Here is a 13009-nt window from a genome sequence, read left to right as displayed (position 1 = left end):
CACCACGGGTCGGCGGACTCAGCGGTTCAGCGCGTTCAGATCCGTCCGCAGCAGCATCACCTGATACGACGACATCTGCGACGCGGTGAAGTACAGCTCGGCGCCGGTGGACCGTGGGTGGATGTACGGCGCGTACAGACCACTACCGGGTATCGAGCCGATGTCCGAGCTGCGCACCACCGTGGTCGGTGCACTCCAGGGCCCCTGTGGCTCCACCGCGGTGCGGGCGACGATCCGGCCCTCGATGTCGTTGCTGTGCAGCATCACGTAGCGACCGAGATACTCGCTCCACGCGACGGACATCTCTCCCACCGGTTGTTCGACGACCGGCACCGCCGCGGCCAACTCCGTCGACCACCCGCTACCGGTGAAGTACTCGTATCGCGTCAGGTCGAGAATGCCGTCGGCCGGAACGCGTGACACGTAGGCGGCGCCGAGCCGGCCGTTGGGTGTGCCGTACTGGTACACCAGACCGTCCCGGCCTCGCACGAACGCGGCCTGCTGGAAGCGGGCGTCCAGTTGCTCGGTGCCCGGTACGGTCACCCCGGTGTTGAAGCGGTAGGTGCTCGGATGCGGCGTCCATGTCTGACCGTTGTCGGCCGACGTGGCGATGCCGGCGAAGTTCGTCGACCAGACGCTGCCGTTCCAGTTTCGAACCGACATGAAATGCATGTACTGGACACCGTCCACCGCGATCGCGGCCGTCGGAACGACGGTCAGCTCCACCGGGGCGACTCCGAGCGCCGGAAGCAATTGCATCGCGAACGTCGGTGCGTTCGCGGAGACGACCGAGCCGGAGCGCACGTCACCGGGGATCGCATCGGCGATATCGATGCCGTCGGACAGATCCGTGTCGTTCGAGCGCACCAGGGTGTTGTGTCGCCACTGCCCACCGGGGACCGTGCACGCACCGAAGGTGTCGCCGAACGCCATGAGTGTCTGACCGTCGCCGTTGTCCCAGCTGATCCCGAGATCCGTTCCGGAGATACCGAAACGATCGAACGTGCGGTTCGGACTCGACTGCCCGGTCACCCAGGACACCACGTCGGTGGTGGGCCCGGCGTTGGTCGGCAGGGGTGCGGCGAGACCGGCGGGCGGCACGCCGAGGACCCCGACACCGGTGATGCCGGTTCCGGGAACACCTCCGCACGGCTCCGCCGACGCGGTCGGTGCGCCCACCGTGGCCACGGCTCCCCAACTCACCATCAGAGCCGTCACCAACATCGTGCTTCGGCGGTCGAACCGCATCGTCATCTCCTCGAGTGCCTGCGCACCTGTTCACATTCCGGGCATTGCCGCCGACATCGATACGTCGACATCGAAACGCAATGTAGCAACGGATCTCCGGTCGTCCGAACCGTTGTTGACCTGCGAATACGGTCTCCGAAAATGTTTGGGCACATTCACTGAAACGGACCGACTGCCCCTTGTGACGACGCCCGAAAACGGGGTAATCGGAACACATGCCAGAACTTCCCGAAGTCGAGAATGCCCGCCAGATCGTCGAGAAGGCCCTCGACCGAACCATCGTGGAGATCGACGACACCGACACGTACGAGTGCCGCCCACACGCCCCCGGAGACATCTCCCGAGCCCTCGAGGGCGGCCGACTGATCGCTGCCCACCGGCGCGGCAAAGCGATGTGGTGCGACACCCGACTTTCCGACGGCTCGTCGGGACCGACGCTCGGTATCCACCTGGGTATGGGCGGACGCGTCATCGTCACCACTCCCGACGGGGAATCCGCTTCGGAGTACGGCGGCGGCGATCCGCATGTGGGGCAGAGAGATTCCGACAAGCCGGAATGGACTCGGTTCACCATGACCTTCGACGACGGAGGACAACTGCGGTTGTTCGACAAGCGCCGCCTCGGACGGGTGCGCCTCGAGCCGGACATCGATGCTCTGGGAACGGACGCCGCCGAGATCGGGCGCGACGAGTTCCGGGACCGCATCTCCTCCAGCACCGCACCGATCAAGGCGCGTCTACTCGATCAGGCGGTGGTCTCGGGCATCGGCAATCTCCTCGCGGACGAGGTGTTGTGGCAATGCGCGCTGTCCCCGTCTCGCCGCTCGAACACGCTGACACAGGACGAGATCGACGAGTTGCGAGTGGTCCTGCGACGCTGTATCAGAGCGGCCATTCGCCATGGAGGAGTGCACACCGGCGAGATCATTCCGTCTCGCCGAACCGACGCGACGTGCCCGCGGTGTGGAGCCCCGATGTCACGCGGAACCGTGGGCGGTCGGACCACGTGGTGGTGCTCCCGCGAACAGCAATAGCGGGCCGATATCGATGGGCCCGGGAATGCGAAAAGCCCCCCGACCTGGTGGTCGGGGGGCTTTCGTTTGGTTATGTACGGCGGTGTCCTACTCTCCCACACCCTGTCGGGTGCAGTACCATCGGCGCTGGAGGGCTTAGCTTCCGGGTTCGGAATGGGACCGGGCGTTTCCCCTCCGCTATGGCCACCGTAACTCTGTGAAACACAGTGCACGAGGCACACATCCCCTGGTTACCGGGTTCGGGTGTCGGCGGTGTGCCGGCATCCGGGGTCGGTGATCGGGGGTGGTGCTGTTCATCTGAACACTCGTGTGTTGTTTCAGATACTGCACAGTGGACGCGTAGCTTCTTCGGTGTAAGTCCTCGGCCTATTAGTACCAGTCACCTGCATACATTGCTGTACTTCCAGTTCTGGCCTATCGACCCGGTGGTCTGCCGGGGGCCTTACCCCCTCGAGGGGGTGAGAAACCTCATCTTGGAACAGGCTTCCCGCTTAGATGCTTTCAGCGGTTATCCCTTCCGAACGTAGCTAACCAGCGGTGCTCCTGGTGGAACAACTGGCACACCAGAGGTTCGTCCGTCCCGGTCCTCTCGTACTAGGGACAGCCTTCCTCAAGTTTCTGACGCGCGCGGCGGATAGAGACCGAACTGTCTCACGACGTTCTAAACCCAGCTCGCGTGCCGCTTTAATGGGCGAACAGCCCAACCCTTGGGACCTACTCCAGCCCCAGGATGCGACGAGCCGACATCGAGGTGCCAAACCATCCCGTCGATATGGACTCTTGGGGAAGATCAGCCTGTTATCCCCGGGGTACCTTTTATCCGTTGAGCGACACCGCTTCCACTTGCCGGTGCCGGATCACTAGTCCCGACTTTCGTCCCTGCTCGACGTGTCAGTCTCACAGTCAAGCTCCCTTGTGCACTTGCACTCGACACCTGATTGCCAACCAGGCTGAGGGAACCTTTGGGCGCCTCCGTTACATTTTGGGAGGCAACCGCCCCAGTTAAACTACCCACCAGGCACTGTCCCTGAACCAGATCATGGTCCGAGGTTGAGGTATCCAATACGATCAGAGTGGTATTTCAACAACGACTCCACAACCACTGGCGTGGCCGCTTCACAGTCTCCCACCTATCCTACACAAACCGAACCGAACACCAATACCAAGCTGTAGTGAAGGTCCCGGGGTCTTTTCGTCCTGCCGCGCGTAACGAGCATCTTTACTCGTAATGCAATTTCGCCGAGTCTATGGTTGAGACAGCTGAGAAGTCGTTACGCCATTCGTGCAGGTCGGAACTTACCCGACAAGGAATTTCGCTACCTTAGGATGGTTATAGTTACCACCGCCGTTTACTGGGGCTTAAATTCTCAGCTTCACCACCGAAGTGATTGACCGGTCCTCTTAACCTTCCAGCACCGGGCAGGCGTCAGTCCGTATACATCGTCTTACGACTTCGCACGGACCTGTGTTTTTAGTAAACAGTCGCTTCTCACTGGTCTCTGCGACCCACACCAGCTCGGGAAGTAAATTCCGTCACCGGCAGGGGTCCCCCTTCTCCCGAAGTTACGGGGGCATTTTGCCGAGTTCCTTAACCATAGTTATCTCGATCGCCTTGGTATTCTCTACCTGATCACCTGTGTCGGTTTGGGGTACGGGCCGTGTACCAGCTCGCTAGAGGCTTTTCTCGGCAGCATAGGATCACTGAATTCGCCTCATTCGGCTATGCATCACCTCTCAGGCTTGTGTGAGTGACGGATTTGCCTATCACTCGCCCTACGGGCTTACACCAGTGTTACCACTGACTGGCTCAGCTACCTTCCTGCGTCACCCCATCGCTTGACTACTACCAGAGAAGGTCCCGTGCATCACCTCCACGGCACCCGAAGGTGCTCCAGAAGGCTCTGGACGGTTAGTACCCCTGATTCGTCATGGGCGCGGATACACGGGTACGGGAATATCAACCCGTTGTCCATCGACTACGCCTGTCGGCCTCGCCTTAGGTCCCGACTCACCCTGGGCGGATTAACCTGGCCCAGGAACCCTTGATCATTCGGCGGACGAGTTTCTCACTCGTCTTTCGCTACTCATGCCTGCATTCTCACTCGCGTGGCCTCCACACCTGGATCACTCCGGCGCTTCCCTGGCCACACGACGCTCCCCTACCCATCCACACACCTGGCACACACCCCGTAGGGCATGCGCGGGCTATCGTGTGAATGCCGCGGCTTCGGCGGTGTACTTGAGCCCCGCTACATTGTCGGCGCAAAATCACTTGACCAGTGAGCTATTACGCACTCTTTCAAGGGTGGCTGCTTCTAAGCCAACCTCCTGGTTGTCTTCGCGACTTCACATCCTTTTCCACTTAGTACACGCTTAGGGGCCTTAGCCGGCGATCTGGGCTGTTTCCCTCTCGACCACGAACCTTATCGCCCGCAGTCTCACTGCCGCGCTCTCACACCCTGGCATTCGGAGTTTGGCTGATTTCGATAAGCTTGTAGGCCCTCTAGACCATCCAGTAGCTCTACCTCCAGAGTGAAACACGCGACGCTGCACCTAAATGCATTTCGGGGAGAACCAGCTATCACGGAGTTTGATTGGCCTTTCACCCCTACCCACAACTCATCCCCTCAGTTTTCAACCTAAGTGGGTTCGGGCCTCCACGACGTCTTACCGTCGCTTCACCCTGGCCATGGGTAGATCACTCCGCTTCGGGTCCAGAGCATGCGACTCAAACGCCCTATTCGGACTCGCTTTCGCTACGGCTACCCCACACGGGTTAACCTCGCCACATACCACTGACTCGCAGGCTCATTCTTCAAAAGGCACGCCATCACCACCCACAGCAAAACTGTGCAACGGCTCTGACGGATTGTAAGCGCACGGTTTCAGGTACTATTTCACTCCCCTCCCGGGGTACTTTTCACCTTTCCCTCACGGTACTAGTCCGCTATCGGTCACCAGGGAGTATTCAGGCTTATCGGGTGGTCCCGACAGATTCACAGCAGATTTCACGGGCCCGCTGCTACTTGGGCATTCACTTCGACAGTCGCGCAGTTTTCGTCTACGGGATTCTCACCCTCTACGACAGGCCATCCCAGACCACTTCGACTAACCACACGATTTCTCACTGTCGGCCGATCCGGCAGAATCGACAAAAACAAACCCCACAACCCCACACGCACAACCCCTGCCGGGTATCACATGCACATGGTTTGGCCTCATCCGCGTTCGCTCGCCACTACTGACGGAATCACTGTTGTTTTCTCTTCCTGTGGGTACTGAGATGTTTCACTTCCCCACGTTCCCTCCACACACCCTATATATTCAGGCGCGGGTAACACGACATCACTCGTGCTGGGTTTCCCCATTCGGACACCCTCGGATCTCAGCTCGGTTGACAGCTCCCCGAGGATTATCGCAGCCTCCTACGTCCTTCATCGGCTCCTGGTGCCAAGGCATCCACCGTACGCTCTTCATTACTTACAACAAAGATGCTCGCGTCCACTGTGCAGTTCTCAAACAACACACACACAACACTGTTCACGCTGCTCTCAGACACCCCCACGACACCGACCGAAGCCGACACCACGAAAGCCGATAGACACAACCAGCATTGCCTGTATTCGTTCTTGCCATGAAAAAACACACTCACGCGTGTTCTCTCAGGACCCAACAGTGCATCGATATAGAACCAGCGGACCACCACAAGGGATGCTCGCTACTGCCGGTTCCGGTTGTCAGTGTTCCACCCATGAGCGTCCACCCGACCCACGAACGGGGCCGGCATGGTCTCTGCACCGTTTCCCTCCCACCTGTGTGAGTGGTACTCCAGCGAGATGTGCTCCTTAGAAAGGAGGTGATCCAGCCGCACCTTCCGGTACGGCTACCTTGTTACGACTTCGTCCCAATCGCCGATCCCACCTTCGACGGCTCCCTCCCACAAGGGGTTAGGCCACCGGCTTCGGGTGTTACCGACTTTCATGACGTGACGGGCGGTGTGTACAAGGCCCGGGAACGTATTCACCGCAGCGTTGCTGATCTGCGATTACTAGCGACTCCGACTTCACGGGGTCGAGTTGCAGACCCCGATCCGAACTGAGACCGGCTTTAAGGGATTCGCTCCACCTCACGGTATCGCAGCCCTCTGTACCGGCCATTGTAGCATGTGTGAAGCCCTGGACATAAGGGGCATGATGACTTGACGTCGTCCCCACCTTCCTCCGAGTTGACCCCGGCAGTCTCTTACGAGTCCCCACCATCACGTGCTGGCAACATAAGACAAGGGTTGCGCTCGTTGCGGGACTTAACCCAACATCTCACGACACGAGCTGACGACAGCCATGCACCACCTGTACACCGACCACAAGGGGGGCCGTATCTCTACGGCTTTCCGGTGTATGTCAAACCCAGGTAAGGTTCTTCGCGTTGCATCGAATTAATCCACATGCTCCGCCGCTTGTGCGGGCCCCCGTCAATTCCTTTGAGTTTTAGCCTTGCGGCCGTACTCCCCAGGCGGGGCGCTTAATGCGTTAGCTACGGCACGGATCCCGTGGAAGGAAACCCACACCTAGCGCCCACCGTTTACGGCGTGGACTACCAGGGTATCTAATCCTGTTCGCTACCCACGCTTTCGCTCCTCAGCGTCAGTTATTTCCCAGAGACCCGCCTTCGCCACCGGTGTTCCTCCTGATATCTGCGCATTTCACCGCTACACCAGGAATTCCAGTCTCCCCTGAAATACTCAAGTCTGCCCGTATCGCCTGCACGCCAGCAGTTGAGCTGCTGGTTTTCACAGACGACGCGACAAACCGCCTACGAGCTCTTTACGCCCAGTAATTCCGGACAACGCTTGCACCCTACGTATTACCGCGGCTGCTGGCACGTAGTTGGCCGGTGCTTCTTCTGCAGGTACCGTCACTCACGCTTCGTCCCTGCTGAAAGAGGTTTACAACCCGAAGGCCGTCATCCCTCACGCGGCGTCGCTGCATCAGGCTTGCGCCCATTGTGCAATATTCCCCACTGCTGCCTCCCGTAGGAGTCTGGGCCGTGTCTCAGTCCCAGTGTGGCCGGTCGCCCTCTCAGGCCGGCTACCCGTCGTCGCCTTGGTAGGCCATTACCCCACCAACAAGCTGATAGGCCGCGGGCCCATCCTGCACCGATAAATCTTTCCACCACAGCACATGCATGCTGCAGTCATATCCGGTATTAGACCCAGTTTCCCGGGCTTATCCCGAAGTGCAGGGCAGATCACCCACGTGTTACTCACCCGTTCGCCACTCGTGTACCCCGAAGGGCCTTACCGTTCGACTTGCATGTGTTAAGCACGCCGCCAGCGTTCGTCCTGAGCCAGGATCAAACTCTCCGTTGAAGACTCATACCCACCACCACAGACCAGAACAGCCCGGGCGATGAATGAAAACTAGAGAGCCAAATCCAGCAATAAAACTCACGCCAGCAATACTCCATTGCTGACAAAAAAGAACCAGTTCCCCCTCGACGGGAAGAAGAGAAGAAACCAGCAAACCAAAAACAATTGGCACTGACATTCATCGACACACTGTTGAGTTCTCAAAGAACACGCACACACCATCACCACCCGCCGAAGCGAGCAAGATCCGGGGCAACCGTTCGAGCCTGAACCCGACCACCGAACACACGCAAACCCTGCGCCGGCCGATCAGGAAGTGGACTGTCCGCTCAGCCTACACCACGTGCAGACGAACCTTTTCTGTCCCAGCCATGCGACTCCGTACAACCTCGTTCGCCAGACCCTCAGGTCTTCGGTCGGTGTCCGTGTCGCTCTGACTCGAAGAAAGTTACGCCACCACCAACCACAACGCAAATCCACTGGTCACAGCGCCTACAGGGCCACCAGGGGCGCGCATTCGGCTGCTCAGGTGTCGGCACGGGAACGCCGACGAGCGGCGTACACCCGCAACCCCGCGCCACCGGCGTTCAGCGAGTAGTGCAGAAGTGCCGGCGCGATCACACTGCCGCTTCGGTGCCGCAGGTAACCGAACAGAACTCCCCCGAGACCGGTGGCGACGAGAGTCGACAGCCGACCCCGCGCGACCGGCAGGTGCCAGATCCCGAAGACGACCGACCCGGCGATCGACGAACCGACACGACCGAACACGCCGGTACCGACGCCGTCGAGAGCGCTGCGGAAGATCAGCTCCTCGCACACCACGGTGCCCAGCGGAATTCTCACCGACAGCCACTCCCCCGGCTTGTCCTCGGGCGGCAGTGACGCCACGCGTTTCCGGATACCGGGGACCAGGGCGGCCACGGCGTACCCGGTCAACGGCACGACCGACACTGCCGACCCCAAGGCGAATCCACCCGCGAATCGCGTCATGCCGATCTCCTCCACGCGTCGGCCACGCGACGCCATTGCGGCAAAGCCAACGCCCACAACGGCATTGGTGATCGCACGCCCTCGTGGCCCGACGGGCAACGAGGGCCCCACCCCGATGTTCCACGCCAGGGCGGCACCGGCGAGCGCGGCATAGCCCAACGGTCCGCGGACCGGTGCGCTACTTCTCGGGACCGTCGGCATCGGCGTACTCGTTCATCACCACGCGCACCCGCTCGGTGTCGGCCGGGGTCCACCCTTCGGGGGCAGCGACCGCGGCGAAACCGTCGAGCACGGTCGTTCCGTAGTTGTGCCCGTGCCCGTCCGGAACTCCGGCCGCGTTGGTCAGATCCGCGCTCACCTGCCAGAACGTCACGAACGGGAACCACCGCATGCTGGGAAGACGGTCGTATCCGGCCGGTTCGGCCAGCCAATCCGGACGTTGGAACAGCAGGTCCGGCGTCCACCAGACGATGGGGTCGGAGGGATGTTGGATGTACAGAACTCGTGGGAAGGGCCACTCCCCGGACAGCGCCTCGACGTCTCTCGAACTGTCCGCGAACCGCATGAGCAGGCCACCCGCGTACACGGGCTGGACCTCGGTGGTTCCGGGATCACGACGGTCGACGTACGTCGACCAGATGCGGTTCGAGTTGGGCGGGCCGACCCACAGCACCCCGTCGACGGTGCTCCGAATATCCGCGATGTCGGCGAACGCGCCCTCACCGGCCTGCGTACCCAGGCTTTCGCCGTAGAGGTAGAACTTGGGCCGACTCTCCGCCGGCTCCTGCACCCACCGCTCGTGAACCCGGCCGATCAGCTCGTCACCGGCCGCCGCGGCTTTCTCCCTGTCGGCCAGGAACGAAATCCAGCTCGGCAGGAACGAATACTGGGACGCGACCAGGGCCACGTCGCCGTCGTACATCAGTTCCACCGCGCGGGCAGCCGTGGGATTCACCCATCCGGTTCCCGTCGTGGGGATGACCACGATGGCCTGGCGGGAGAACGCATCGGTTCGATCGAGCTCCCCCACCAACAGGTCCATTCGTTCCTCGGGCGTCTCGGCACTGTCGAGGCCGACGTACACCCGAATCGCCTGCCGGGACTCGCGGCCGGTGGCGCGCTGCATCTCGTCCGCGGACAGCCCTCCGGACACGAAGTTGCGTCCCTCGAAACCCAGTGTGTCCCAACTGATGGGCGAATCCGGACTCCCCGAACGTTCGGGAACGGTCGGCTGCTCGGCACCGTCCCGCGTGTTGCCGTTCTGCGAACTGAAGACCGAATTGGCGACGGTCATCGTGCCGCGCAGCAGAACACCCTGCACCAGCGTCACCAGCACGGTCACGATCAGCACCAGACCGATCAGATTCGCCACCCAGCGAGGCAGCCGGATGAGTCGAAGGATGGACCCGACGACGAAACGTCGTAGATCGCGGAGCACTTGCCACAGTCCGATCAGCGCGGCACACACCACGACGCTGATCACGCCGGTGCGCAGGAATCCGGAGGTGGCCAGACCTTCCGCGTCCATCAACGCCGCCACCTGGCGCTGCCACTCCGCCGACGCATAGAGCATGATCGCTCCGGCCACGGTCGCCACGATCGGCACGGCGACCAGCAGCGCTCGCTCCAGCCGAACCGGGAGCGGCCACCAGGGCTGTTGGCGAAGAACGGTTCGCAGCAGGATCCAGCCCACCGCGACGCCGACCCCGTATCCGATGGCCGCGGTGATTCCACTGACGATTCCCTGGAACAGCCACCCGCGCGGAAGCAGCGACGGCGTCAGCGACCAACAGAAGAACAGCGCACCGAACGCGATACCGCTGACGTCCAATCGAAGCAGACCCCAGAACCACACGACCGCAGGGTGTTTCCGCACCGTGCGCGTAGCCGAAGCGAGAACGTACGCGGGCAATTCCTCGAACGAGAACGAGGTTCCCGCGCTCTCCGACGGGCGGTTGTTCGACGTATCCGGGTCGGCCGACCGACCGAGCGGATCAGCCGAAGAGTCGGGGAAGCGTTCCTTCGTACGCCTCACGGAGTTCGCTCAGCGGCACCGTGAACAGGCCTTGGAACTCGACCTCGCTCGACCCCTCGTCCGCGACACCGATGCGTACCCATGGCAACCCCCTCGCACTGCACATCCCCGTGAAACGTGTCTCTTCCGTCCGAGGCACGGCAACGAGTACCCGCCCGGACGACTCCGAGAACATCGTGACGAAAGGATCTGTTCCCTCGGGCGGCAGTATGCGACAACCGGTCTCACCCGCCAACGCGACCTCGACGACGGTCTGCGCCAGACCACCCTCGGAGAGATCGTGCGCTGCGGTGACCAGACCGTCCCGACTCGACGCGAGCAGAATGTCCGCCAGCAGCTGTTCCCGCGCGAGGTCGACGCGCGGCGGAACGCCACCGAGATGGTCGTGAACCACCTGCGCCCAGATGGAGCCGTCGAACTCGTCGTGCGTGTCCCCGAGCAGAATCAGCGTCTCGCCGGGCTCCAGGCCGATGCCGGTGGGAATACGGCGGTGAACGTCGTCGATGACTCCCAACACGCCCACCACGGGCGTGGGCAGAATCGGCGTCGACCCCGTCTGGTTGTAGAAACTCACGTTGCCGCCGGTGACGGGAATGCCCAGCTCGACGCAACCGTCCGCGAGTCCGCGCACCGCCTGCTGGAACTGCCACATGACTCCGGGGTCCTCCGGGGAACCGAAGTTCAAGCAGTTGGTGACGGCCTTCGGGGTCGCGCCCGTGGTGGCGACGTTGCGGAACGCTTCCGCCAGAGCCAGCTGCGCTCCGCGATACGGGTCGAGCGCCGTGTATCGGCCCGACGCATCCGTCGACAGGGCGATACCGCGACCCGTCGCCTCGTCGATCCGGATCACCCCGGCGTCGGCGTGCTCCGCGAGAACGGTGTTGCCGCGGACGTAGCGGTCGTACTGCTCGGTGATGAGACGCCGACTGCACAGCTGCGGGGAGCTGATCATCTTCAGCAGCGTTTCGCGCAGTTCGACAGCCGTCTCGGGTCGCGGCAGCCCCTCGGTGGTGTTCGCGACCAGGGCGTCCTGAGCGGCGGGCCGCTCGACCGGTCGGCTGTACACCGGGCCGTCGTGCGCGACGGTTCGCGGAGGAACGTCGACGACGGTCTCGCCGTTCCAGGTGATGACCAGGTTGGTGCCGTCGGTGACCTCACCGATGTCGGTGGCCAACACGTCCCACTTGGCGCAGACGGCCATGAACTCGTCGACGTTCTCCGGTGCGACCACCGCGCACATGCGCTCCTGCGACTCGCTGGAGAGAACTTCGGCGGGGGTCATGCCGGTCGCGCGCAGCGGTACTCGGTCGAGCGCGATGTGCATGCCACCGTCGCCGGCCGCAGCCAGTTCCGATGTGGCGCAGGACAGTCCGGCCCCACCGAGGTCCTGGATACCGACGACGAGCTTCTGGGCGTACAGCTCGAGACAGCACTCGATCAGCACCTTCTCGGTGAACGGGTCCCCGACCTGCACGGCCGGCAGCTTGCGACGGCCTTTCGACTGTCCGGCTCCGCCTTCGGCGTCTTCCTGCTCCGCGTCGAACGTCTCCGACGCGAGCACGGACACTCCGCCGATGCCGTCGAGCCCGGTGCGCGCTCCGAACAGGATGATCTTGTTACCTGTGCCCGACGCGAACGCCAGGTGCAGATCCTCGGTGCGCATGACACCGGCGCACAGGGCGTTCACCAGCGGATTGCCGGCGTAGGACGCGTCGAACACGGTCTCGCCACCCACGTTAGGCAGACCGAGCGAATTCCCGTACCCCCCGACGCCACGCACGATGCCCTCGAGGACGCGTCGGGTGTCGGGCGCGTCGGCCGCTCCGAAACGCAACTGGTCCATCACGGCGATCGGCCGGGCACCCATGGCCATGATGTCGCGGACGATCCCGCCGACTCCGGTGGCCGCGCCCTGATACGGCTCGACGAACGAGGGGTGGTTGTGGCTCTCCACCTTGAACGTGACGGCCCACCCGTCGCCGACGTCGACGACACCGGCGTTCTCGCCGATACCGGCGAGCATGCTCGACCGCATCTCGTCGGTGGTGGTCTCACCGAAGTACTTCAGATGCACCTTCGACGACTTGTACGAGCAGTGCTCGCTCCACATCACCGAGTACATCGCCAGTTCGGCGTCGGTCGGACGGCGGCCGAGGATCTCCTTGATGCGGGCGTACTCGTCGTCCTTCAGACCGAGCTCGGTGTACGGCTGAGCGGTGTCCGGCGCGGCTACGGCGTCGGACACGGTGTCGACCTGAGGAGCGGACTCGACAGACATCGGTGGGTGGGTCCTTCCCTCGGCACAGAATTGCGAGGTCATTCTATGTCGAGTCC

5 protein-coding genes and 3 rRNA genes are annotated in these 13009 nt (G+C 62.3%); 1 reads left to right on the top strand and 7 read right to left on the bottom strand.

Going from position 1 to position 13009, the window contains the following annotated elements:
• Positions 1-18: 18 nt before the first annotated feature.
• On the bottom strand, positions 19-1248 hold the full coding sequence (locus ACY466_RS05850) for a DUF4185 domain-containing protein (RefSeq protein ID WP_463250606.1): 1230 nt from the start codon (positions 1246-1248) through the stop codon (positions 19-21).
• Positions 1249-1463: 215 nt separating this feature from the next.
• Here ACY466_RS05850 and ACY466_RS05845 point away from each other — a divergent pair, with 215 nt between their 5' ends.
• Positions 1464-2282 (top strand): Fpg/Nei family DNA glycosylase, encoded by an 819-nt coding sequence (locus ACY466_RS05845; RefSeq protein WP_463250604.1) that lies wholly within the window; start codon positions 1464-1466, stop codon positions 2280-2282.
• Between the two features lie 74 nt (positions 2283-2356).
• Here the strand turns inward: ACY466_RS05845 and rrf are convergent.
• The 6 genes from rrf to purL all read right to left on the bottom strand — a co-directional run bounded on the left by rrf (position 2357) and on the right by purL (position 12953).
• Positions 2357-2473: ribosomal RNA gene (gene rrf / locus ACY466_RS05840) — 5S ribosomal RNA — on the bottom strand.
• Between the two features lie 158 nt (positions 2474-2631).
• Positions 2632-5768, bottom strand: a 23S ribosomal RNA gene (locus ACY466_RS05835).
• Positions 5769-6131: 363 nt separating this feature from the next.
• A 16S ribosomal RNA gene (locus ACY466_RS05830) occupies positions 6132-7650 on the bottom strand.
• The 16S, 23S and 5S rRNA genes sit together here, the layout of an rRNA operon.
• A 525-nt stretch (positions 7651-8175) precedes the next feature.
• Positions 8176-8640 (bottom strand): lysostaphin resistance A-like protein, encoded by a 465-nt coding sequence (locus tag ACY466_RS05825; protein WP_463250602.1) that lies wholly within the window; start codon positions 8638-8640, stop codon positions 8176-8178.
• Between the two features lie 178 nt (positions 8641-8818).
• The gene (locus ACY466_RS05820) at positions 8819-10552 is read right to left on the bottom strand and encodes an alpha/beta hydrolase (RefSeq protein ID WP_463252145.1); all 1734 of its coding nucleotides are present in this window, start codon (positions 10550-10552) and stop codon (positions 8819-8821) included.
• A gap of 82 nt (positions 10553-10634) precedes the next feature.
• Positions 10635-12953 (bottom strand): phosphoribosylformylglycinamidine synthase subunit PurL, encoded by a 2319-nt coding sequence (purL, locus tag ACY466_RS05815; protein ID WP_463250601.1) that lies wholly within the window; start codon positions 12951-12953, stop codon positions 10635-10637.
• Positions 12954-13009 lie beyond the last annotated feature (56 nt).

This window comes from Rhodococcus sp. K11/5 (assembly GCF_055193735.1).
The sequence above is the reverse complement of the archived record's forward strand: the minus strand, read 5'-3'. Positions and strand labels throughout refer to the sequence as shown.

Excerpts from the sequence above, each read along its gene's own strand:
- ACY466_RS05850 (WP_463250606.1), bottom strand. The coding sequence starts at position 1,248 with ATGCGGTTCGACCGCCGAAGCACGATGTTGGTGACGGCTCTGATGGTG.
- ACY466_RS05845 (WP_463250604.1), top strand. The coding sequence starts at position 1,464 with ATGCCAGAACTTCCCGAAGTCGAGAATGCCCGCCAGATCGTCGAGAAG.
- ACY466_RS05825 (WP_463250602.1), bottom strand. The coding sequence starts at position 8,640 with ATGACGCGATTCGCGGGTGGATTCGCCTTGGGGTCGGCAGTGTCGGTC.
- purL (WP_463250601.1), bottom strand. The coding sequence starts at position 12,953 with ATGTCTGTCGAGTCCGCTCCTCAGGTCGACACCGTGTCCGACGCCGTA.